Consider the following 23,469-nt stretch of genomic DNA (forward strand, 5'->3'; position numbering starts at 1 on the left):
TTATCAGAAATGCCACTAAATTACACGTAAAATAATGCTTTCTGCCAATCAATTTCCGCTAAGATAAATTTAAGTTGCAAATATTGCATCGATATAGTCATCGACTATGTGGCATTCGTTAAATCAAACCCTCGAACAGCATGACATCGACCAGATCGCCTGGCTCGACGTTTCCTTGTTCATCATGCAAGATCACCATGCAGTTGGCCTCGCTCATGGAACGCAGGATGCCGGAGCCTTGCGAGCCGGTGATGCGCACCGTTTGCGCGCCATCCTCGGCGCGCGCGAGGATGGCGCGCTGGTACTCGGTGCGCCCCGGTTTTTTGCGGATGGCGCAGGCCGAACGCACCTTCAACAGCGGCAGCGGCGCGTCGGCGCCCATCATGCGCAGCAGTGCGTCGCGGGCGAAAAAGTAGAACGACACCATCACCGCCACCGGATTGCCGGGCAGGCCAAAGAGGAAGGCGGTATGGCCGTGCGAGGCGATGCGTCCGAACGCGAGCGGACGGCCCGGGCGCATGCCGATCTTCCAGAAGCTCACGTCGCCCAGTTTGGCCATGATCTCGCGCGTGTAGTCGGCCGCGCCGACCGACACGCCGCCCGAGGTGACGATGGCGTCCACGTTCTCGCAGGCGTGGCGCAACGCGTCTTCCAGCGCTTGCGGATCGTCGCGCACGATGCCCATGTCGACGATCTCGCAGCCCAGGCGCGTGAGCATGCCGTGCAGCGTATAGCGGTTGCTGTCGTAGACGCAGCCGGGGTCGAGCGGCTGGCCGATCGAACGCAGTTCGTCGCCGGTGGAAAAGAACGCCACGCGCAGGCGCCGCGCCACCGGCACCGTGGCAATGCCCAGGGAGGCCAGCAGCCCCAGGTCGGCCGGGCGGATGACTTTACCCTTGCGCAGGGCGGCGCTGCCGGCCATCAGGTCTTCGCCGGCGAAACGGCGGTTGTCGCCGCTGCGGATCACATTCGGGGCGATGGTGATGCTGTCGGTGCCGATGGTGGCGACCAGCTCCTGCGGAATGACGCTGTCGCAGCCGGCCGGCATGACGCCGCCGGTCATGATGCGCACGCATTGCCCGCTGGCCGGAAGCGCGGCCGACGGACGGCCCGCGAACACGGTGCCCACCACCGCCAGCGTGAGCGGCCCGGTCGCGCACAGGTCGGCCCCGCGCAGCGCATAGCCGTCCATGGCCGAATTGTCGTGCGCCGGCACGCTGATCGGCGAGATGATGTCGGCCGCCAGGACCCGGTCCAGCGCCGCCAGCAGCGGCACTTGCTCGATTGCGCCGACCGGTTCGATGAAGTCGCGGATGATGCGCTCGGCGTCGCGCACGGGCAGGGCGTCGGGATCGTAGGCGGACAGGCAGCTGGTAACGTCGTTCAAGGTGGGCAGGGTCATGGTGTGCGCAGGTAGGGGGATTATTCTGGTTCGCACTGGCGCAGTTCGTCCAGCGTGTTGATGTTGCGGAAGGCGCCGGCATCGTCGAAGCGCACGCGCGCCACCGTGATGCCGGCGTACCAGCCATCCATGCGCCGGCCGCCGCCGGCAAGGTAGGCTTCGAGCCGGGACAGGGCGGCCGTGCGCACCAGGGCGAACACGGGTTGCGGCTGGATGCGCGGCGCGCCATCGGGGCCGGGTTCCACGGTTTCGGCCAGCGCCAGGTCGGCGCCCTCGGCCGTCAACGCCTGGTACAGGCGCGCCACCAGGTCGGGCGGCAGGAACGGCGAGTCGCACGGCGCGGTGACCAGTAGCGGCGTGGCGCAGCGGGCCATGCCGGTGGCCAGCCCGGCCAGCGGGCCTTCGAAACCGGTCAGGCGGTCGGGCCACACCGGTACGCCGAATCCGGCGTAGGTCGTCAGGTTTTGATTGGCGTTGATCGCCAGCGCACCCACCTGCGGCGCCAGGCGGCGCATCACATGCTGCGCCATGCTGGCGCCACGGAAGGCTTGCAGGCCTTTGTCGACGTGGCCCATGCGGGTGCCGCGTCCGCCGGCCAGCACCAAGCCGGTGATATCGTCAAGTGGTGTCATTTAGCCGCCGATGTACGACATTTCGACGCGTTTTTCTCGATGTTCATCAATGCCGCTCGTGTTGATGGTACGGGTTTCGGAATAGCGGTCGGCGCGCACGTTCCACAGGGCGCCGACGGCGGCCGAGATTTCGGCGTCGCCGCGGCCGTCGCGCAGAAGGGCGCGCAGGTCGTGACCACGGCTGGCGAACAGGCAGGTGTACAGCTTGCCCTCGGTCGACAGGCGCGCGCGCGAGCAATCCTTGCAGAACGCTTGCGTTACGCTCGAGATGAGGCCGATCTCGCCGCCGCCGTCGGCATAGCGCCAGCGCGCGGCGGTTTCGCCGTTGTAGTTCGCCTGCAGCGGCGCCAAAGGCATCTCGGCCGAGATGCGGCGCGCCACTTCGGCCGACGGGATCACTTCGGCCAGGTTCCAGCCGTTCGACGCGCCCACGTCCATGTATTCGATGAAGCGCAGGATGTACGGGCCGCCCTTGAAGTGGCGCGCCATGGGCACGATTTCCTGGTCGTTCATGCCGGCCTTGACCACCATGTTGATCTTGATCGGCCCCAGGCCCACGGCGTGGGCGCAATCGATCCCGGCCAGCACGTCGGCCACCGCGAAGTCGACATCGTTCATGCGCTTGAAGGTTGTATCGTCGAGCGAGTCGAGCGACACGGTGACCCGGTTCAGGCCCGCGTCTTTCAGCGACTGGGCTTTTTTCGCCAGCAGCGAGCCGTTGGTGGTGAGGGTGATGTCGAGCGCGCGCCCGCTCGGCGTGCGCAAGCTGCTTAGCATGCCGACCAGGCGTTCGAGGTTCTTGCGCAGCAGCGGTTCGCCTCCGGTCAGGCGCAGCTTTTCGACGCCGTGGGCGACGAACACGGTGGCGAGGCGGGTGATTTCCTCGAACGAGAGCAGCGAGGAATGCGGCAGGTAGGCGTAGTCCTTGTCGAACACTTCTTTCGGCATGCAGTAGACGCAGCGGAAATTGCAGCGGTCGGTGACCGAAATACGCAGGTCGTGCAGGGGCCGCCCGAGCGCATCGGCCAACAGGCCGGTGGGCGCGTCGAGCCGCGCGGGGATTGCCGGCGGCGGCGCGCGGCCGTCGCTGAGCATGATAATTTTTTCAGCCATGCCGATACGATAGCACGAGGCCCGCGACGGCACAGGCGGCGAGCAGTTTGATGGTGCCGGCCTTGAAGCGGAACAGGGCCACGCAGGCGCCCGCGCTGATGACGATGGCGGCAATGTCGATCTGCCCGGCGCGCACGAACACGTGCTGCCCGAAGAACAGCGCCAGGCTGACGATCACGCCCACCACCGCCGCCGAAATGGCGGTCAGCGGCGCCGTCATGCGCACATTGTCGCGCGTCGCTTCGATCAGCGGGGCGCCGGCCAGGATGAACATGAACGAGGGCAGGAAGGTGAAAAAGGTGGCCACGCAGGCGCCGGCCACGCCGGCCAGCAGCACGCTGCCGGCGCCGAAAATGGCGTGGCTCCAGGCGCCCACGAAGCCCACGAACGCGACGATCATGATCAAGGGGCCGGGCGTGGTTTCGCCGAGCGCCAGGCCGTCGATCATCTGGGGCGCGCTGAGCCACTGGTAGTGCTCCACACCACCCTGGTACACGTAGGGCAGCACGGCGTAGGCGCCGCCGAACGTCATCAAGGCGGCCTTGGTGAAGAACCAGCCCATCTGCGCCAGTGCGCCGGCGGCGCCGTAGCGCCATGCCAGCAGCAGCCACACGCCGCCGCCCAGCGCCAGCCCGCCCAGAACCACCCTGGCCAGGCGCGGCCAGGTAAAGCGCGCGTGGGCCGGCGTGGGGGTGTCGTCGTCGATCAGGGCCACGCCGTACGACGCGCGGCTGTCCGGGTGCTTGCCGCCGACCTGGAAGTGGGCTGGGAGCAGCCGTCCACCGAGCATGCCGATGGCCCCCGCCGCCAGCACGATCAGCGGGAACGGCACCTCGGCCACGGCGATGGCGAGGAAAGCGGCGACGGCGATCGCCAGCAGGGTGCGGTTTTTCAGGGTGCGCGAGCCGATGCGCCAGGCCGCCGCCAGCACCACGGCCACCACCGCCGGCTTGATGCCGTACAGGATGCCGGCCACCACCGGCAGGGAGCCGTAGGCCATATAGATCCACGACAGCACGATCAGGATCAGCAGCGAGGGCAGGAAGAACAGCAGCCCGGCCAGCATGCCGCCGCGCGTTTTGTGCATCAGCCAGCCGATGTAGATGGCGAGCTGGGTCGCTTCGGGGCCGGGCAGCAGCATGCAGTAGTTGAGCGCGTGCAGGAAGCGCTGTTCGGAGATCCAGCGGCGCCGCTCGACCAGTTCGGTGTGCATCAGCGCGATCTGGCCGGCCGGGCCGCCAAAGCTGATGAAGCCGAGTTTGAGCCAGTACCAGAAGGCGACGCGCAAGGTGACGGAATCGGGACGGGTGTCGGCGGGCAGGGTCATTATTTGTCTCGCTACGTGACGTTACGGCATAAAAAAGGGAAGCCGAAGCTTCCCTTTTTTATGTGACCGCGTGATTACTGGCGGCTGGTGTCCACCTGGACCAGCGGCTCATCGACTTGCGGCGGCAGCGGCTTGCGCTCGCGTGGCACGCGCACCGGTGGCGCTGCGCTGGCGGCCGCTTCCCGGGCTGCGCGCAGCTTTTCAGGATCGGTCGCTGCCAGGGTGAGGCCGGCCGAACCGAGGATCTCGGTCAGGTCGGCAACCGGTGTTGCGGCCACTGGCGCTGGCGCTACTGGCGCCGGTGCAGGTTCCGCCACTGCCACAGGCTCGGGTGCCGGAGCGGCCACTGGTGCCGGAGCCGCCACAGGCGCAGGTGCTGGCTCGGCAGCGGCTTCCTCGGCGACCGGCTCGGCCGGGGTGAACATCGTTGCAGGCACGATTTCTTCACGTACCGGGGCAACTTCGGCAACTTCGGCAACCGGTTCGGCTGGCGTGAACATGGTTGCAGGTACGATTTCTTCACGTACTGGGGCAACTTCCGGCGCAGCTTCTGGCGCTTCGGCGACCACCTCGGCCACTGGAGCCGGCTCGGCAGGCGCAGGCGCAGGCGCCGCTTCCACTACCACGGCTGGAGCCGCTGCGGCTTCGACTGGTGCTGCGGCTTCCACCGGCGCTGGCGCGACGACGTATTCCGACACAGGCTCAGGCGCGGCTTCGGCTTCCGAGGCTGCTACTGGCGCGGCAGCTTCGACAACGACCGGCTGGGCTGCGGCAAGCTGCACGACAGGCTCAGCCGCTTCGAACACCGGCGCTGCAACCTTGTCGAAAGACACGTCTGCGTCCGCTGGCGCTGGTTCGACGGTGAAACTCGCTTCGTTGACAACGTCGCCGTCTTCGCCGTCCATGCCCTCGGCCTGGTCGCGGTCGCGGCGATTGCGGTTGCGGCCGCCACGACGACGACGACGGCGCGGCTCATCGCCACCGGCTTCGACTTCGATTTCTTCACCGTTCGGGCCGATCGTGGTGATCATTTTCGGCACGGCGGCTTCTTCATCGCCTTGCGGTACGGTTACATTGACTGCGGCTGCGGCGGCCACGACTGGCGCGCTGGCCAGTTCATCGGTTTTCGCTTCGGCTACCGGGGTGCGGTAGTCGGCGCGCTCGCGCGGTGGACGCGGGGCGCGCTCGGCGCGTTCCGGCCGTTCGCCACGCTCAGGGCGCTCGGCACGTTCGCCGCGCGGCGCCACTGGAACGCCGGCGGAGTCGACTTGCGGTTCACGCGGCTCGCGCGGTGGCCGTGGAGGACGCGGCGGACGGGCGGCCTTGTCGGCCTCGCCCGGCTTGCCGGCTTCTTCCAGTGCGGCAGACTTACCCGGCTCGCGCTCGGGACGGCCGTCCGGCTTGCCGCCACGGGTGCGGGCGCGCGGACCACGGCCATTGCGGTCTTCGCGACCGGCAGGGGCCGCGGCCGGCTTGGCCGGGGCCACAGGTGCCGGGGCGACGATGGCGGGTGCTTCCTTCTTGAAGAAGAAATTCATGATCTTGGCCATGAAACCTTCTTCCTCGGGCGCGGTCAGCACCGGCGCCTGGACTGGCGGGGCGACCGGCTTGAGCACTTCGGAGCGGTCCACCACCGGGGCAGGCTGGTCCGGGGTGATGGTCTTGACCACGGCTTCCTGGCGCGGCTTGACTTCTTCCTTCTGGCGCTTGCTGTAAGCCATGTCGGTTTCAGCTTCTTCGGCCAGGTTGTAGCTGGCCTGGCTGTCTTCGAGGCGCGGATCGTCGTGCTTGATGCGTTCGAGCTTGTAGTGCGGCGTGTCGAGGTGCTTGTTCGGGATCAGGATCACGCTGATGCGGTGGCGGTTCTCGATCTTGAGCACTTCGCCACGCTTTTCATTGAGCAAAAAAGCGGCAACGTCGACCGGCACCTGCACGTGGATGGTGGCCGAATTTTCCTTCATCGCCTCTTCCTGGATGATGCGCAGCACCTGCAGGGCGGACGATTCGGTATCGCGGATGTGGCCGGTGCCGGAGCAGCGCGGGCATGTCACGTGCGAGCCTTCGGACAGCGAAGGGCGCAGGCGCTGGCGCGACAGTTCCATCAGGCCGAAACGGGAAATCTTGCCCATCTGAACGCGTGCGCGGTCATGGTGCAGGGCATCCTTGAGGCGGGTTTCGACTTCGCGCTGGTTCTTCGCCACTTCCATGTCGATGAAGTCGATGACGATCAGGCCGCCAAGGTCGCGCAGGCGCAGCTGGCGTGCTACTTCTTCGGCCGCTTCGCAGTTGGTATTGAATGCCGTCGTTTCGATGTCGGCGCCGCGGGTGGCGCGGGCTGAGTTGACGTCGACGGAAACGAGCGCTTCGGTGTGGTCGATGACGATCGCGCCGCCGGAAGGCAGGGGCACGGTGCGCGAATACGCCGTTTCGATCTGGTGTTCGATCTGGAAGCGCGAAAACAGCGGTACATCGTCGCTGTAACGCTTGACCCGGTGGATCATGTCGGGCATCACGTGGCGCATGAACTGGTGCGCTTGTTCGTAGATATCGTCGGTATCGATCAGGATCTCGCCGATATCGGGCTGGAAGTAGTCGCGGATCGCGCGGATCACGAGCGACGATTCCTGGTAGATCAGGAAGGCGCCGCTGGCCGACTTGCCGGCGCCTTCGATCGCGCGCCACAGTTGCATCAGGTAATTCAAGTCCCACTGCAGTTCTTCGACATTGCGGCCGATGCCGGCGGTACGGGCAATCACCGACATGCCCTGCGGCAGATCCAGCTTATCCATCGTTTCGCGCAGTTCCTGGCGTTCTTCGCCTTCGACCCGGCGCGAGACGCCGCCGCCACGCGGGTTATTCGGCATCAGGACCAGATAACGGCCGGCCAGGGAGACGAAGGAGGTCAGGGCCGCGCCCTTGTTGCCGCGTTCTTCTTTCTCGACCTGGACCATGATTTCCTGGCCTTCGCGCAGCGCTTCCTTGACCGAGGCGGTACGGACATCGACGCCTTCGCGGAAATAGGTGCGGGCGACTTCCTTGAATGGCAGGAAACCGTGGCGGTCTTCGCCGTAGCTGACGAAGCAGGCTTCGAGCGACGGTTCGATCCGGGTAATCACGCCCTTGTAGATATTCGACTTGCGCTGTTCGCGACCGGCGGTCTCGATATCGATGTCGATCAGTTTCTGACCGTCGACAATCGCTACGCGCAGTTCTTCCTGCTGCGTAGCGTTAAACAACATGCGTTTCATTTTTATTGACTCCGCGACCCGGGGGCCGTTCCAGTGCCACCTTGCGCTGTGCGCAGGGCGGCGAAAAGTACAGGGGATGTACGCGGGAAGGGAAGTGGAGGGTGGGTATGCCTTTTCGCACGGCGCAGCGACGCAAAGCGTCACGGCCGCAACAGGGCGCGGTGGGGTCGATCGACATGCCGAGTGACGCATCGCCTGCAACTTCAGCTGCAGCAGCCCCGGATTATGCGGGGTACAGACAAAGCCAGGCCGAGCGAAATCAGTGAGCCAGACCGTCGCCAGCGAACATACTAAGACTTCGATACGGGGCTTAAACACCAGCCCTAATTCTCAAGCCTTCAGGATGAGGCTTACTTCGGGTCGGGCGAAAACGACAAGCGTTATCGACGCCATCATCCGGCGAGCTGGCCCCGGGGGACAGCTTGCCAGTACTTATCCTTACAATTCCAAACAATCCATTCCGCAGCCTTGCGCGTTATCCGATTACAACAACGGTGCAACCTTGATTCGCGCCGGGATGTGCGTACACATTTTTTCCATCGAATTTGCAATTTGGCGGGGCCGATGGAGACGCCCCTGTGTAAAATATCGTTTTAATTCTTACACCAGCAGAGGTTTGACCGCCGCCTGTCGATTATATATTCAAAATGAAGGACTTAGAGAGAATTTCTGGGAAGACAGAGCAAATGAAGATGCAAAACGATGTTGTTCCCCCTTCATCACAGGCCCCCGTTCAAGCCCAATTTGTCACAATCACTGAAGAAGAAGCCGGACAGCGGATCGACAACTACTTGTTGCGGGTCTGCAAGGGCGTACCAAAAAGCCATATTTACCGCATCCTGCGCTCGGGCGAGGTGCGCGTCAACAAGGGCCGCATCGACCAGTTGTACCGGCTCGAAAGCGGCGACGTGGTGCGCATTCCGCCGGTGCGCGTGGCCGAGAAATCGACCGCCGTGGTGCCGGGCGCCGAGTTCCCCATCCTGTTCGAAGATGCGCACCTGCTTATTATCGACAAGCCTTGCGGCGTGGCGGTGCATGGCGGCTCGGGCGTGTCGTATGGCGTGATCGAACAGTTGCGCGCGGCCCGGCCGGACGCCAAGTTCCTGGAACTGGTGCACCGGCTCGACCGCGAAACCTCGGGTTTGTTGTTGCTGGCCAAAAAGCGTTCGGCCCTCACCAACCTGCACGAGCAGATGCGCGACGGCCTGACCGACAAGCGCTACCTGACCATGGTCTACGGCGACTGGAAAAACGCGCGCCAGCATATCAAGCTGCCCTTGCACAAGTACACCACCGCCGACGGTGAACGGCGCGTGTGCGTGCAGGCCGGCGGCATGGAATCGCATACCGTGTTCAGCCTGCTGCGCAAGTTCGACAAGTTCGCCCTGCTCGAAGCCGAGCTGAAAACCGGGCGCACCCACCAGATTCGCGTTCATCTGGCTTCGTCGGGCTTTCCCATCCTTGGCGACGACAAATACGGCGATTTTGCCTTGAACCGTGTGTTGCTCAAGGCCGATGCCAGCCGTGGCGCGCTCAAGCGGATGTTCCTGCACGCGCATCAAATCACGTTTACCCATCCGGAAACCGGCAAGGATGTGACGATAAATGCGCCCTTGCCCGCAGAATGCGAACGTTTCTTGGTAAGCTTGGGGAAACCGCTGAATACAGCACCGCGTTAACTGCGCGTTGATCAATCCTGGAAGGAGCCGGCCGCCACAAGCGGCCGCAATACATGGCACGCAAGCAATTTGATCTGATCGTTTTCGACTGGGACGGAACCTTGATGGACAGCACGTCCACCATCGTCAAGTGCATCCAGGCCGCCGCCAAGGACCTCGGCTTGCCGATCCCGCGCGACGACGCCGCCTCGCACGTCATCGGCCTGGGCTTGCACGAAGCGATGCAGGCCGTGATGCCGAATATCGATCCCGCTTTTTACCCGCGCATGGTCGAGCGTTACCGTTTTCATTTTTTATCGAAAGACCACGAACTGGTGCTGTTCGACGGCGTTCGCGAGATGTTGACCGAACTTTCGCAGGAAGCTTACTTTTTGGCAGTGGCCACCGGCAAAAGCCGGGTGGGCCTGAATCGTTCCCTGAATGCGGTCGGGCTGCTGTCGCTGTTCGACGCCACCCGTTGCGCCGATGAGACATTCTCCAAGCCGCACCCGGCCATGCTGCAGGAACTGACGCGTGAACTGGGGCAGGACCTCAAGCGCACGGTGATGATTGGCGACACCACGCACGACTTACTCATGGCAAATAACGCCGGCGCGGCCGCGATCGCCGTGCAGTACGGCGCCCATCCGCACGAGCAGCTAAGCGCCTGCAACCCGGTCTACTCGGCTGAAACGGTGGCCCAGCTGCGCACCTGGCTGAGCGAGAACGCATGATGGGCGAGCCAGGCGAGGTACTGGTCTGTACGTCCGACCAGGTGCTCGAAGGCGGGCGCGGGGTGCGCTTTGGCGTCGTCGCCTTTGGCGACAAGGCCACCGGCTTCGTGGTGCGGCACAAGGGAACGGTGTATGCCTACCTGAACCGCTGCGCCCACGTGCCGATCGAGCTGGACTGGGCCGAAGGCGAGTTCTTCGAGTCCAGCGGCGTGTACCTGATGTGCTCGACCCACGGCGCCATCTACGTTCCCGAGAGCGGCTTTTGCGCCGGCGGACCGTGCAAGGGTGGACGCCTGCGCCCGATCGGCGTGCGCGAGCAAGACGGACAGATTTACTGGCATCCCGACGAGTTCATCAAGCCGCCCGCGCCCTGAGCAGGCGGCAACACACACCGGAAACCACTTACGTAAAGCGATTTATGACCGACAACACTTTCGGCGATGCCAAGGACAACATGCCGGCAGCGGCGCCGACCACCGGCAATTGGGAGCGCGAGACCCTGGAAAAGCTGGTTTTTGCCACGGTGCGCGAACAGCGCGCCACGCGCCGCTGGGGGATTTTCTTCAAGCTGACATTCCTGGGGCTGGCATTTTTCGCGCTGTGGGCGTTTTTCGATTTCGATTTCAGCGGTTCCGACATGGAAACGCTGGGACGTCATACCGCCCTGATCGAAATCGACGGCAGCATCGAATCGGAAGGCAGCGGATCGGCCGATGTGGTGATCCCCTCCTTGAACAAGGCATTTGCCGACGCCGGCTCGGTGGCGGTGGTCCTGCGCATTAACAGTCCGGGCGGCAGCCCGGTCCAGGCGGGCAATATCGTCGATGAGATCCTGCGCCTGAAACAGGCGTATCCGGCCAAGCCGGTGTACGTGGTGGTCGATGAAATCTGCGCCTCGGGCGGTTATTACATCGCGGCGGCGGCCGATAAGATCTTTGTTAACAAGGCCAGTATTGTCGGTTCGGTCGGCGTGCTGATGGACGGTTTCGGCTTTACCGGCACCATGGATAAACTCGGGGTCGAGCGGCGTTTGCTCACCGCCGGCGAGAACAAGGGCTTCCTCGATCCTTTCAGCCCGCAATCGGACAAGCACAAGGCGCATGCCCAGGCCATGCTCAACGAAATCCACCAGCAATTCATCTCCGTGGTGCGCACCGGTCGCGGCAAGCGCCTGAAAGAGACGCCCGAGACTTTTTCGGGCCTGTTCTGGAGCGGCGCCAGGGCCGTCGACATGGGCCTGGCCGATGGTTTTGGCACGGTCGAGACGACCGCGCGCGACGTGGTCAAGGCGGAAGACATTGTCGACTACACGGCGCATGAAGGTTTGCCGGAGCGGGTGCTGAAAAAATTCGGCGCTTCGGTGGGCGCTGGCATGGTCAAAACGCTGGGGCCATCGGCCCGGCCGGTGTTGCGTTGAGATTGATTTTGAATATTTTCCTTGAAAGTTCGGACAGGTGTTCTATATTAGACCTGTAGTTCTTTCCATGGGAGGCCGATATAAAAAGTAAAGCGTGTGTTGGCAGAATATTGTTTGAAATGAACTACTAACCGCATCATGATGCGGTACAGAGAGAATTACAATTCCTCGCATGACGTCCTCGCATGGGGACATGGGAACGGCGGCGTAACAGCCGTCGTTTTCCATCCAGCCGCTGTATTGAGCCGATGTATTCCCACCGATGTTTATTCAGCCAGGTTTCGATGCGCGTTTCGATGCGCGTTTCGATGCGCGTTTCGATGCGCGTTTCGATGCGCGTTTCGCTAGCGCGAACGGCCGTGTGAAGCCGCTCGCGTCATCGTCCGCCATTGCAGGACGATGAGATCGCATTAATCCAGGAAAAAATCGCTGTTTTCAGCATCCACCGTGCGCAGCCGGTCGCCCATCTGCTCCGACGACGCAACATCAAGCGCAAGGTGGCCAGCGCAATCGGCGCGCAGGCCCGCATCGGCCAGCCCGGCGCCAGCCGCATCGCCCTCGACACCTTGAAAACCACCCTGGCTGAGCCAGTCCTGGAAGCCCTGGTTGGCCTGGGCGTACCAGCGCGCCTGCGGCGACACGCGCACCATGCCCGGCACCAGCATGCGCGGCAGGTGGATGCCGCCGGTCCAGCGCGCAATCGCGTCACGCGTCGTTTCCAGCGCCGACTGCGCCAGCGGATTGTCGGGGAGATTGTCGGCAGCCGATTCCAGGAAGTCGGTGTTGTCCAATTGCGTCGCGGCGTTAGTAATGGTGCGCATCCTGGTCCTCATCATGTTTGTACTGTTCAGTTATCCTAATGGTGCCCTAAGCATTGGCAGGTGGCGTTAGGCCGATTCCTACTGAAGTTTCAGTGTAACAATCGGACTCTCGTCACTCTTGATCTGTGTCAAAGATGCGTAATGGCTCTTCCGTAATTCGCGCCGTTCGGCATTTTCTCCTACAACCGAGTAGGCCGATTCCTATCCCCAGGGGAGCGCATCTGGTAAAGTCTCGCCCATGAGTAAATTATCCTTGGACCGCATCCTGCAATCGCAGGGATTCGGCACACGCAAATATTGCCGCACCCTGATCGACGATGGCGAAATCGTCATCAACGGCGCCCCGCACACCGACTACAAGACCGCGATCGAGACCGATGGCCTAGTCATGACGATCTTCGACGACGAGTGGGTTTACCGCGAACATGTGTACATCGCGCTGCATAAACCCGTCAACGTCGAGTGTTCGCGCAAGCCGAGCCACCATCCGGGCGTACTGATCTTGCTGCCTGAACAATTCACCTGGCGCGACGTGCAACCGGTCGGACGGCTCGACCACGACACCACCGGCATGTTGCTGATGTCCGACGATGGCCCGTTCATCCACACCCAGTCCTCGCCCAAACGGCACGTGCCCAAGATATATCAGGCCACTACGCAGGACAGCGTCACGCCTGAACTGATTGCACAACTTCTGTCCGGCGTCAAACTGCATGACGAGCCGGCGCCCCTGGCGGCGCTCAGTTGTGTGCAGCGCGGCGAGCACCAGCTCGAAATCGTGCTGGAACAAGGCAAGTATCACCAGGTCAAACGCATGCTGGCCGCAGCCGGCAACCATTGCAGTGCGCTGCACCGGTCCGCCATCGGCCAGCTGACCCTGGAATCGCTCGGCCTGGCCGAGGGTGAATGGTGCTACCTGGACCAGGCCCAGCGGGACTTGCTGGTGCCGGCTTGATGTCGCCCTATGTAACCGTATGAAATTAGCCACGCTCAAGGACGGTAGCCGCGATGGCCAGCTGGTGGTGGTCGCGCGCGACCTGAAAACGGCGCACGTGGCCGATGGCATCGCGCCCACGCTGCAGGCGGCGCTGGACGACTGGGCCTTCATCGCGCCCCAGCTCAATGAGCTGTACCTTCTGCTCAATGGCGGGCGCACCTCGCGCGGCTTCGATTTCGATCCCGCCAAGTGCATGGCGCCGCTGCCGCGCGCGTTCCAGTGGGTCGATGGCTCGGCGTATGTCAATCACGTCGAGCTGGTGAGAAAGGCGCGCAATGCCGAGATGCCTGCCTCGTTCTGGGAAGATCCCCTGATGTACCAGGGCGGCAGCGACGATTTTCTCGGGCCGACCGACCCGATCGTGCTGGCGCATGAAGAGTGGGGCATCGATTTCGAGGCCGAGGTGGCCGTGATCACGGGCGATGTACCGATGGGCAGCACGCCGCACCAGGCGTTCGACCAGATTCGCCTGCTACTGCTGGTCAATGATGTTTCGCTGCGTAACTTGATTCCGGCCGAACTGGGCAAGGGTTTCGGGTTTTTGCAGTCCAAGCCGGCATCGGCGTTTTCGCCAGTGGCGGTCACGCCCGATGAACTGGGTGAGGCTTGGCAGGACGCCAAGGTGCATTTGCCGCTGCGCTCGACCTGGAACGGCAAGCTGGTCGGCCAGCCGCACGCCGGTGTCGATATGGTATTCAACTTCGCTCAACTGCTGGCACATTTGTGTAAAACACGCAATGCGCGTGCCGGAACGATTCTCGGGTCCGGAACGGTGTCGAACAAGGATGCCAAGCGCGGCTACTCCTGCATTGCCGAGAAGCGCGCGCTGGAGATGATCGCCGATGGCGTTTCAAGCACGCCGTTCATGCTGTTTGGCGACACGATCAGGATCGAGATGTTTGACGCGGCAGGCAAGTCGATCTTCGGAGCGATCGATCAGGAGCTCAAGCAGGCCGAGGCCCGGAAAGCACGCTAATACTCGCTAATACCCTTCAATACCCGTGCATCCGCTTCAAATAGGCTGGCAACAGCCACCATAAGCACAGGATGAAGGTGGCGATCCCGCCCGCCATGACCAGCCCGACCATGTGCCCGAACACTTCCGACATCACCAGGTTGGTGGCCAGGATTAGCGCGATCGCCAGCGAAAACGCGCCGGCCACGATCTGCCGTGTCGCCACCTGCTTGAAGCGGGCCCGGTCATTGAGCGGGCGCATCAGCCTGTGCTGGATCGCCGGCGCACTCAACAACACTAAACTGGTCAGCGCCAGCACGAAGGTCGCCAGGAACACGATTTTCTCTGCCTGCACGATCTGCTTGAAGCCGCCGTTGAACGGCAGGATGATCAGGAACGCGGTCAGCATCTGCGCCCCCGGCAGCAGGATGCGCTGCTCGCTGAGCATGTCGGAAAAGTCGCCATCCTCCTTGAGGTCGGCGTCGACCAGTGCTTCCTGGGGATCGGGTGGGACCATCGAATTCATGATTTTCGTGTAGAAGTTGATATTTTTTGATTATACGAGAGCCTGTTCCATAGCCCTGTTCGCCTGACACCGTCCGAATTGAGCCCTGTTTGCCGTCCTAATCGCTAGATAGCTTCAGAGCAATATCGCGAATAATGGCATCTGTTAACGGGAGCCTGGCATGTCAGACAGTAGCGACGCAGAAAAGACAGAAGCAGCGTCACCCAAGCGATTGGAGCAGGCGCGTGAAGAAGGCGACGTGCCCCGATCGCGTGAAGTGGCAACGTTTACTGTCCTGATGACGGCTGGCTGCACCCTGTGGTTCTTCGGCGCCGGCATCGTGCGCCAGCTCAATGCGACCATGGTCTCTGGCATGTCCATGGACCGCGAGCAAATCCTCAACCCGAACGTGATGATCATGCGCGTGGCCAGCGATATCGCCCAGGTCTTGCTGGCCTGCCTGCCGCTGGCGTTCGCCGTGATGGTCGTGGCGCTCGCGTCGCCCCTGCTGATCGGCGGCTGGCTGTTCAGCAGCAAGTCGTTCATGCCTAATTTCAACAAGCTGAACCCGGTCCGGGGCTTGAGCAATATGGTTTCCACCAACGCCCTGGTCGAGCTGCTCAAGGCCATTGTCAAGACCATCGTGGTGGGCACGGTGGCCTGGATGGTCGTGATGAGCCAGAAAGACGCCGTCATCGGCCTGGCCGTCGAGCCCCTGAAAAGCGGCAGCGCGCACATGGTCGACCTGATCGGCTCGGCGTTCCTGTTCATCGTCGGCGGCCTGGGCATCGTGGCCGCGATCGACGGTCCATACCAGATCTGGCATTACGCGAACAAGCTCAAGATGACGCGCCAGGAAATGATCCAGGAAGCGAAAGAGTCGGACGGCAATCCCCAGATGAAAGGCAAGATCCGCCAGATGCAGCGCGAAATGTCGCAGCGCCGCATGATGGCCGACGTGCCGACCGCCGATGTGGTCGTGACCAACCCGACCCACTACGCGGTGGCGCTCAAGTACGCCGACGGCCAGCGCGGCGCGCCGCGCGTGGTGGCCAAGGGTGCCGATGAAGTGGCGGCCAAGATTCGCGAACTGGCCAAGGAAAACAAGGTGGCCATGCTGGAAGCGCCGGCGCTGGCGCGTGCGCTGCACAAGCATACCGAGATCGGCGACGAGATCCCGGAAGCGCTGTACTCGGCGGTGGCGGAAGTGCTGGCGTATGTATTCCAGTTGCGCGCCTACAAGAAGGATGGCGGAACCTACCCCGACCGGCCGACCAGGCTGCGCGTACCACCCGAGCTCGACCCGCACGACCCGGCATCGCAAACCACACCTGAACCGAAGAACGGAGCCACACCATGAACCGCCTGAATATGCCCCCCTGGTTGCGTGGAATGAAAGGCGGCGGCAACGCCCTGGCGGCTCCGGCCATCATCATCATGCTCTTGATGATGATGATCCTGCCCTTGCCGGCGTTCGTGCTGGACGTGTTCTTCAGCTTCAACATCGCCCTGTCGGTGATCGTGCTGCTGACCAGCCTGTACACGGTCAAGCCGCTCGACTTCATGGCCTTCCCGACCATCCTGCTGGTGTCGACCATGCTGCGCCTGTCGCTCAACGTGGCCTCGACCCGTATCGTGCTGACCGAAGGCCACACCGGTGGCGCGGCGGCCGGTAAAGTGATTGAAGCCTTCGGTCACTTCCTGATCGGTGGCAACTACACGGTCGGTATCGTCGTGTTTATCATTCTGACCATCATTAACTTTACCGTCGTCACCAAGGGTGCCGGCCGGATCGCCGAAGTGGGTGCGCGTTTCGCCCTGGACGCGATGCCTGGTAAACAGATGGCGATCGACGCCGACCTCAACGCCGGCCTGATCGCCGAAGACGAAGCGCGCCGCCGCCGTACCGAAGTCGCCCAGGAAGCCGAGTTCTACGGCGCCATGGACGGCGCCTCGAAATACGTGCGCGGCGACGCAGTGGCCGGCATCATGGTGACCGTGATCAACGTGATCGGCGGCTTGCTGGTCGGTATCTTGCAGCACGACATGCCCTTTGGCGAAGCGGCCAAGACCTACACCCTGCTGGCCATCGGTGACGGCCTGGTGGCGCAGATTCCCTCGCTGATCATCTCGACCGCAGCCGGTATCGTGGTCTCGCGCGTGGCCAGCGACCAGGACATCGGCACCCAGCTGGTGCGCCAGTTGTTCGCCAAGCCGGAAGTGCTGTACATCACCGCTGCGATCATCGGCGGCATGGGCTTGATTCCTGGCATGCCGAACATGGTGTTCCTGCTGCTGGCCGGTGCGCTGGGCGGCACTGCCTATCTGATCAACAAGAAGGCCAAGGCGCCGCCGCCGGAAGAAATCGAAGCACCGGCGCCGCCGGCCCCAACCGAGCAGGAAGAGGCCAGCTGGCAAGACATCATGCCGGTCGATACCCTGGGGCTGGAAGTGGGGTATCGTTTGATTCCGCTGGTCGACAAGACCCAGGGCGGCGAGCTGCTCAAGCGCATCAAAGGGATTCGCAAGAAATTCGCGCAGGAAGTCGGTTTCCTGGCGCCGCCGGTGCACATCCGCGACAATCTGGAACTGAAACCGTCGGCTTACCGCATCACCCTCAAGGGCGTGGAAGTGGGTAGCGGCGAGTCGATGAACGGCCAGTTCCTGGCGATCAATCCGGGCATGGCCAGCGGCAGCCTGGCGGGCCTGGTGACCACCGATCCGGCCTTCGGCCTGCCGGCGGTGTGGATCGATGCCGGGCTGCGCGACGAAGCGCAGAGCATGGGCTACACGGTGGTCGATGCCGGTACCGTGGTGGCGACGCACCTGAACCATTTGATCACCACGCACGCGTCGGAGTTGCTCGGCCGTGCGGAAGTGCAGGCCCTGCTCGACCACCTGGCCAAGGAAACGCCGAAGCTGGTGGAAGACCTGGTGCCGAAGCTGGTGTCGCTGTCGACCCTGCAGAAAGTGTTGCAGAATCTGTTGGTCGAAGGCGTGCACATCCGTGATATGCGGACCGTGATCGAGACCCTGGCCGAGTATGCGACGCAAACCCAGGATCCGGCCGAGCTGACCGCCGTGGTGCGCATTGCGCTGGGCCGGGCGATTGTGCAGCAGTTGTTCCCTGGCACGAATGAGTTGTCGGTGATGACCCTGGATAACCGGCTTGAGCGCTTGTTGATGCAGGCGCTGGGCGCCGGTGGCGATGGCGCCGGGATCGAGCCGGGTTTGGCCGATACGATTGCGCAGCAGGCCGGTGCGGCGGCGGCGCAGCAGGAGCAGATGGGTTTGACGCCGGTGTTGCTGGTGCCGGGTCCGTTACGGGCCTTGTTGTCGAAATTCCTGCGCCGCGCGTTGCCGCAATTGAAGGTGCTGTCGCACAATGAGATTCCGGAGACCAAGACGATTCATGTGACGAATTTGGTGGGTGCGCAGTAACGAAGAAAGTTATTGCGGCCCTTACCCCGTCGTTCCCGCGAAGGCGGGAACCCAAGTTTTTCGCTCAGCCGCTGGCGACGGAACGAACTTGGGTTCCCGCCTGCGCGGGAACGACGGAGCTAAGTGTAGAGGTGTTAACCTCTGACCGTCTCTTCAGTCCGCAGTGAAGTCCAGGTACAAATCCCGCCATGTCGGATTTTCGGCCTGCACCAGATTGACTTTCCAGTTGCGCCGCCACTTCTTGATCTGCTTCTCGCGCTTGATCGCTTCCATGATATCAAAGTGCATTTCATACCAGACCAGCTTGTCCACCCGATAGCGCTTTGTGAAACCCTCGGCAAGGGCGCTACGATGTTGCCAGATACGCTTCACCAGGTCCGATGTCACGCCCGTGTACAAGGTGCCGTACGGATCGCTGGCAAGGATATAGACATAGCTGTGCTTTTCCATGGCATTCATGGTGGGCTGTTACAAGTGCTGGTTTCTGCCCTGGCTCAATGGTGTGGGAGATTACGCGTACTTGGGTTCCCGCCTGCGCGGGAAGTCGGTTCCGGCAATGCCGGGAACGACGGCGGGGAGCGGCGGTTTGCTCAGCGCGGGAACGACGCGACCGAAATGAACCCCTTTTCCCATCCTCCTCCCCAGATCGTTTCCATCCTGCATCGTCAATAATGGACCCTGTCAGTGCTCATGTGAGCACCCGGCAGGAACCCCAGGAGTTGGCGATGAATGTCAAAAAATTTACGGCTGCAACATCACGCGACGCACTGCGTAAAGTACGCGAAGCGCTCGGACCCGACGCCGTCATCCTGTCCAACCGTCCCGTCGATGGCGTGGTCGAAATCCTCGCCCTCGCCAGCGATGACGTCGCTTCGATTTCCTCGCCGGCCCCGGAGTCCGAAATGGCCCAGCCGCGCCCATCCCTGTCGATCCCGCCGGAAACCTACGCCAACCGCCGCGTCGCGCCGACCCCGGCCCCGGCCTACGCCGTCCAGCCCGAATCGTTCGACATGTCGATGATGGCCTCGCAAATGTCGTCCATGATGATGCAAGCCATGAATCAGGCCAAGGACAGCGCTGCGGCCGAAATGTCGGGCATGATGAATGAAATCCGCGCCATGCGTGGCTTGATGGAAAGCCAACTGGCCGAGATCGCCTGGGGCACCACCCAGCAGCGCGAACCGCAAAAAGCCGGGGTGCTGCGCGAGATGCTGGCCGCCGGTTTCTCGGCCAGCCTGTCGCGCTATCTGATCGAAAAACTGCCGGCCGGGAAAGACGCCGCCGAGAGCCTGCGCTGGATCAAAACCGTCCTCTCGCGCAACCTGACCACCATCTCGAACGAAGATGAAATCCTGGAAAAGGGCGGCGTGTTCGCCCTGGTCGGCCCGACCGGCGTCGGCAAGACCACCAGCACCGCCAAGCTGGCCGCGCGCTGCGTGATGCGCCACGGCCCGGAAAAACTGGCCCTGATCACTACCGACGCCTATCGTATCGGCGGTCACGAACAATTGCGCATCTACGGCAAGATCCTCGGCGTGATGGTGCACTCGGTCAAGGATGAATCGGACCTGCGCATCGCCCTCAAGGAATTGCGCAACAAGCACACCGTGCTGATCGACACCGTCGGCGTCTCCCAGCGCGACCAGAACGTGGCCGAACAGGTGGCGATGCTGTCCGAGACCGGCGCTGACGTCAAGCGCCTGCTGTGCCTGAACTCGACCTCGACCAACGAAACCCTCAATGAAGTGGTGCGCGCCTACCAGGGCAGCGGCCTGGCCGGGGCCATCATGACCAAACTCGACGAAGCCGCTTCGATCGGCAACGTGCTCGATGTCGTGATCCGCCAGAAACTGAACCTGTTCTATGTCTCGAACGGCCAGCGCGTGCCGGAAGACCTGCACCTGGCCGACCGCAACATGCTGGTCGACCGCGCCTTCCGCCTCAAGCGCGACGCCGCCGCCACCCAGTTTTCGGATGCCGAACTGCCGCTGCTGATGGCTAACACCAGCAACGCCCGCAACGACCGCAGCCTGCGCGAGGTGTCCCTTGGCTAATCATTTCGATTTCGACCAGGCCGAAGGCCTGCGCCGGATGCTGGCCGGCCCCAAGCCACGCATCGTCACCTTTCTTTCCGCCACGCCGCAAGACGACAAGGGCGCCATGCTGGTCAACCTGGGCGCGTCCCTGGCGCGCGCCGGCAACGACGTGCTCATCGTCGACGCCTGCGACCGCGAATACGGCGTGGCCCAGCGCCTCGGCGTGGCCGACCGCGCCAGCCTGTTGCAGGTGGCGCGCCAGCAGTGCGCGCTGAACCAGATCATCCACCAGGTGCCGCAAGGCTTCGGCGTGGTCAGCATGGCGCGCGCGCGCGGCGGCCCGGACGAAGCGCGCCGCCTGGCCAAGACCTTCGACGTGCTGGTCAAGCAGACCGGCATCGTCATCGTCGACGGCGAATTCGGCGACGACGACACTTTTCCGGTGCCCATCATGGACAGCGCCGAGATCGTGGTCCAGGTCTCCACCAGCGCCGCCTCGATCACCGCCGCCTACTCCCTCATCAAGCGACTTTCGCAACAGTTGGGACGCCGTCCGTTCGGAATTCTGGTCACGGGCGCATCCGAAGCGGAAGCGAAGGTGGTATACGATAATATGTCATCTGCGGCAAGTCGTTACCTTGCCGTACAGCTCACGTCGATGGGCTCGGTCCCGGCGGACGAATACCTGCACCGGGCCGCGCGCTTGGGCCGGGCCGTGGTCGATGCGTTCCCGCTGGCGGGAGCCTCGGTTGCATTTCGCCAGCTGGCGGGGCGCTTTGCCCTGTCGGCCATGCCGCAGCTCGGGCACACAGGGGGGACTTCCCATTTTGGTTCTTAAAACATACTGAGATCTATGTATACCGTCAAAGGGAAAGCGGACAAGAACCATTTACTGACCGAGCATATGCCCTTGGTGAAGCGGCTCGCCCACCACATGAAGGCCAAGCTGCCGCCCAGCGTGGAAGTCGACGACCTGGTCCAGGCCGGCATGATCGGCCTGCTCGACGCCATCAGCCGCTATGAGGAAACCCACGGCGCCCAATTCGAAACCTACGCCGTGCTGCGCATCCGCGGCGCCATGCTCGATGAACTGCGCAGCAGCGACTGGCTGCCGCGCTCGATGCGCCAGAACATGCGCAAGATCGAAACGGCGATGAGCACCTTGCAGCAAAAGCTAGGCCACCCGCCCACCGAGTCGGAAGTGGCCAAGAGCTTGAAACTCTCGCTGGCAGACTACCAGGACATGCTCACCGACGGCGGCGGCCACCAGCTGGTGTACTACGAAGATTTCCACGATAACGAGGGCGGCAACGACAGCTTCCTCGACCGCTATGCGGTGGACGACGCCGATCCGCTGCGCAGCCTGCTCGACGGCGATTTCCGCCAGGCCGTCATCGACGCCATCGACGGCTTGCCGCCGCGCGAAAAAATCCTCATGGGCCTGTACTACGAAGAAGAACTGAACCTCAAAGAGATCGGGGCCGTCATGGGTGTATCGGAATCGCGCGTGTCGCAGCTGCACACCCAGGCGGTCGCGCGCCTGCGCTCGTCCTTGAAGGAGCAGGCGTGGACCGGGCCAGCGTAGCGGGAATTTTCCTGGCCCTGGCCGGCCTGCTGGTCGGCCAGGCGCTGGAAGGCGGCAAGCTGTCGTCGCTGGTGCAGCCGGCGGCGTTTGCCATCGTCGTCATCGGCACCGTCGGCGCCGTGCTGCTGCAAAGCGAAGCGCCGACCTTCATGCGCGGCGTGCGCATGCTGCGCTGGGTGTTCTCGCCGCCGCCGAGCCAGCGCGCAGCCCTGGCGCGCGAGATCGCCGTGTGGGGCTTGCATGCGCGCCGCGACGGCCTGCTGTCGCTGGAAAAATACATGGCGGTCAACAAAGATAAATTCGTGCAGAAGGGCTTGCGCCTGGTGGTCGACGGCATCGCCCCCGACAAGCTGCGCAGCCTGATGGAGATGGAAGTGACGGCCTACGAATTCGGCGAACGCCAGGCCGTCAAGATCTGGGAGGCGGCGGCCGGCTACTCGCCCACCATCGGCATCCTGGGCGCGGTGCTGGGGCTGATCCACGTGATGGAAAACCTGAGCGATCCGGGTAAGCTCGGCAGCGGGATTGCGGTCGCTTTCGTCTCGACCGTGTACGGGGTCGGGCTGGCCAATATGTTTTTCTACCCGATCGCCAACAAACTCAAGACCATCGTCGCCGAACGGGTGACCCAGTACGAAATCCTCACCGATGTCTTTCACGATATCGCCAGCGGCGACCATTCGCGCGTGATCGAAGAACGGGTCACCTGCCTGCTCTCGCGGCCCTGACCATGGCGCGCAAAAAGTACGAAGCCGAGCACGAAAATCACGAACGCTGGCTCATTTCGTACGCCGATTTCATCACCTTGCTGTTCGCGTTTTTTGTGGTCATGTATGCCATTTCGGTCGTCAACGAGGGAAAATACAAGGTGTTTTCGGTCTCGCTGGGCGACGCCTTCGGCGGCAAGGACCAGAAGACGGCCAGTGTCGCCAGCAGCAACGTGCCGCAGCTGATCGTGCTGCCCGACCCGCTGATCAAACGGCGCGAGGAAGCCATGCGGCGCGAAAAGGAACGCCTGACCAAGCTCGCGCAAAAGCTGACCTCGACCCTGGCGCCGCTGGTGCGCGAAGGCAAGGTGCGCGTGACGCAGAACAGCCGCGGGGTGAGCGTGGAGATCAATGCCAGTGTGCTGTTCGATCCGGGCGACGCCACCCTCACGCCCGAATCGGACCAGGCCCTGCGCGCGCTGGCGGTGCTGCTCAAGGACGACCCGCACGCGGTGCAGGTGGAAGGCCACACCGATCCGACGCCGATCAGGAATGCGCTGTTCCCCTCGAACTGGGAACTGTCGGCGGTGCGCGCGAGCAGCGTGGTGCGCCTGTTCATCGACAGCGGCGTGGCGCCCGAACGCCTGACGGCCGTGGGGCATGGCGCCAACATCGCGGTCGCGTCCAACGACACGCCCGAAGGGCGCGCGCGCAACCGGCGCGTCGCGGTGACGATCTTGTCGGCGCTGCCCGATACCACCACCGAAATCCCCACCCGTTGATTCAACCGGGCTGGCGTGAAGCCTGAAACGGTGCACAATGGTCGAGAACGGCGCAGGCGGGCGACCCGGCCCCGCTTCAGGCAAGCGCCGCCGGCCGGGACCGACAAGA

21 protein-coding genes are annotated in these 23,469 nt (G+C 63.1%); 13 read left to right on the plus strand and 8 right to left on the minus strand.

What is annotated here, in order from left to right:
- Window positions 1–118: 118 nt before the first annotated feature.
- The 5 genes from glp to F2P46_RS29015 form a co-directional block, all read right to left on the minus strand.
- Window positions 119–1,402: a gephyrin-like molybdotransferase Glp gene (gene glp / locus F2P46_RS28995; protein WP_166896802.1), complete on the minus strand. Its 1,284-nt coding sequence runs from the start codon at window positions 1,400–1,402 to the stop codon at window positions 119–121.
- Window positions 1,403–1,422: 20 nt separating this feature from the next.
- A complete protein-coding gene (gene mobA, locus F2P46_RS29000; RefSeq protein ID WP_166896804.1) occupies window positions 1,423–2,034 on the minus strand; it encodes a molybdenum cofactor guanylyltransferase MobA in 612 nt (203 codons plus the stop codon).
- Complete coding sequence (gene moaA, locus F2P46_RS29005; protein ID WP_166896806.1) at window positions 2,035–3,147, minus strand: GTP 3',8-cyclase MoaA; 1,113 nt, start codon at window positions 3,145–3,147, stop codon at window positions 2,035–2,037. It abuts the gene before it with no gap.
- Window positions 3,140–4,474, minus strand: a complete 1,335-nt coding sequence (gene chrA / locus F2P46_RS29010; protein ID WP_166896808.1) for a chromate efflux transporter — start codon at window positions 4,472–4,474, stop codon at window positions 3,140–3,142. Before chrA ends, moaA begins: the two co-directional genes overlap by 8 nt.
- Window positions 4,475–4,548: 74 nt before the next feature.
- Window positions 4,549–7,722 carry an Rne/Rng family ribonuclease gene (locus F2P46_RS29015; protein ID WP_166896810.1) on the minus strand — a complete coding sequence of 1,058 codons (3,174 nt, stop codon included), beginning with the start codon at window positions 7,720–7,722 and terminating at the stop codon, window positions 4,549–4,551.
- A 686-nt stretch (window positions 7,723–8,408) separates the two neighbouring features.
- On the opposite strand from F2P46_RS29015, the gene F2P46_RS29020 reads away from it, so the two are divergent.
- The 4 genes from F2P46_RS29020 to F2P46_RS29035 are packed head-to-tail and all read left to right on the plus strand — an operon-like array spanning window position 8,409 to window position 11,531.
- Window positions 8,409–9,401 (plus strand): RluA family pseudouridine synthase, encoded by a 993-nt coding sequence (locus F2P46_RS29020; RefSeq protein ID WP_187362416.1) that lies wholly within the window; start codon window positions 8,409–8,411, stop codon window positions 9,399–9,401.
- 53 nt (window positions 9,402–9,454) lie between these two features.
- The gene (locus F2P46_RS29025; protein ID WP_166896814.1) at window positions 9,455–10,114 is read left to right on the plus strand and encodes an HAD-IA family hydrolase; all 660 of its coding nucleotides are present in this window, start codon (window positions 9,455–9,457) and stop codon (window positions 10,112–10,114) included.
- A complete protein-coding gene (locus F2P46_RS29030) occupies window positions 10,111–10,488 on the plus strand; it encodes a Rieske (2Fe-2S) protein (RefSeq protein WP_166896816.1) in 378 nt (125 codons plus the stop codon). Before F2P46_RS29025 ends, F2P46_RS29030 begins: the two co-directional genes overlap by 4 nt.
- A 44-nt stretch (window positions 10,489–10,532) precedes the next feature.
- Entirely contained in the window at window positions 10,533–11,531 is a 999-nt protein-coding gene (locus tag F2P46_RS29035) for a S49 family peptidase (protein WP_166896818.1), read from the plus strand.
- A 410-nt stretch (window positions 11,532–11,941) separates the two neighbouring features.
- On the opposite strand, the gene F2P46_RS29040 is transcribed toward F2P46_RS29035, so the two are convergent.
- The gene (locus F2P46_RS29040) at window positions 11,942–12,352 is read right to left on the minus strand and encodes a hypothetical protein (protein WP_166896821.1); all 411 of its coding nucleotides are present in this window, start codon (window positions 12,350–12,352) and stop codon (window positions 11,942–11,944) included.
- Window positions 12,353–12,590: 238 nt separating this feature from the next.
- On the opposite strand from F2P46_RS29040, the gene F2P46_RS29045 reads away from it, so the two are divergent.
- Both F2P46_RS29045 and F2P46_RS29050 read left to right on the plus strand, forming a co-directional pair.
- Entirely contained in the window at window positions 12,591–13,307 is a 717-nt protein-coding gene (locus tag F2P46_RS29045; protein WP_166896823.1) for a 16S rRNA pseudouridine(516) synthase, read from the plus strand.
- 19 nt (window positions 13,308–13,326) lie between these two features.
- Complete coding sequence (locus F2P46_RS29050; protein WP_166896825.1) at window positions 13,327–14,325, plus strand: fumarylacetoacetate hydrolase family protein; 999 nt, start codon at window positions 13,327–13,329, stop codon at window positions 14,323–14,325.
- Window positions 14,326–14,341: 16 nt separating this feature from the next.
- Here the strand turns inward: F2P46_RS29050 and F2P46_RS29055 are convergent, their stop codons facing one another.
- Window positions 14,342–14,830 (minus strand): DUF6328 family protein, encoded by a 489-nt coding sequence (locus F2P46_RS29055; protein WP_229509506.1) that lies wholly within the window; start codon window positions 14,828–14,830, stop codon window positions 14,342–14,344.
- A 160-nt stretch (window positions 14,831–14,990) separates the two neighbouring features.
- On the opposite strand from F2P46_RS29055, the gene flhB reads away from it, so the two are divergent.
- Window positions 14,991–16,169 carry a flagellar biosynthesis protein FlhB gene (gene flhB / locus F2P46_RS29060; protein ID WP_166896827.1) on the plus strand — a complete coding sequence of 393 codons (1,179 nt, stop codon included), beginning with the start codon at window positions 14,991–14,993 and terminating at the stop codon, window positions 16,167–16,169.
- Window positions 16,166–18,250, plus strand: a complete 2,085-nt coding sequence (gene flhA / locus F2P46_RS29065) for a flagellar biosynthesis protein FlhA (protein WP_166896829.1) — start codon at window positions 16,166–16,168, stop codon at window positions 18,248–18,250. The genes flhB and flhA overlap by 4 nt, the downstream gene beginning before the upstream one ends.
- A 153-nt stretch (window positions 18,251–18,403) precedes the next feature.
- Here flhA and F2P46_RS29070 read toward each other — a convergent pair whose 3' ends face one another.
- Window positions 18,404–18,709, minus strand: coding sequence for a GIY-YIG nuclease family protein (locus F2P46_RS29070; protein WP_229476666.1), 306 nt, complete (start codon window positions 18,707–18,709; stop codon window positions 18,404–18,406).
- Window positions 18,710–18,975: 266 nt separating this feature from the next.
- Here F2P46_RS29070 and flhF point away from each other — a divergent pair, with 266 nt between their 5' ends.
- From flhF to motD, 5 genes are read left to right on the plus strand one after another with little or no spacing between them, the layout of a single operon-like run.
- A complete protein-coding gene (flhF, locus tag F2P46_RS29075; RefSeq protein WP_166896831.1) occupies window positions 18,976–20,304 on the plus strand; it encodes a flagellar biosynthesis protein FlhF in 1,329 nt (442 codons plus the stop codon).
- Window positions 20,297–21,124 (plus strand): MinD/ParA family protein, encoded by an 828-nt coding sequence (locus F2P46_RS29080; protein WP_166896832.1) that lies wholly within the window; start codon window positions 20,297–20,299, stop codon window positions 21,122–21,124. The genes flhF and F2P46_RS29080 overlap by 8 nt, the downstream gene beginning before the upstream one ends.
- A 15-nt stretch (window positions 21,125–21,139) precedes the next feature.
- The gene (locus F2P46_RS29085) at window positions 21,140–21,871 is read left to right on the plus strand and encodes an RNA polymerase sigma factor FliA (protein ID WP_166896833.1); all 732 of its coding nucleotides are present in this window, start codon (window positions 21,140–21,142) and stop codon (window positions 21,869–21,871) included.
- Window positions 21,853–22,599, plus strand: coding sequence for a flagellar motor protein (locus F2P46_RS29090; protein ID WP_166896834.1), 747 nt, complete (start codon window positions 21,853–21,855; stop codon window positions 22,597–22,599). Before F2P46_RS29085 ends, F2P46_RS29090 begins: the two co-directional genes overlap by 19 nt.
- 2 nt (window positions 22,600–22,601) lie before the next feature.
- Window positions 22,602–23,360 carry a flagellar motor protein MotD gene (motD, locus tag F2P46_RS29095; protein WP_166896835.1) on the plus strand — a complete coding sequence of 253 codons (759 nt, stop codon included), beginning with the start codon at window positions 22,602–22,604 and terminating at the stop codon, window positions 23,358–23,360.
- Window positions 23,361–23,469 lie beyond the last annotated feature (109 nt).

This window comes from Massilia sp. CCM 8734 (assembly GCF_011682155.1).
Classification (GTDB): domain Bacteria; phylum Pseudomonadota; class Gammaproteobacteria; order Burkholderiales; family Burkholderiaceae_D; genus Telluria_A; species Telluria_A rubra.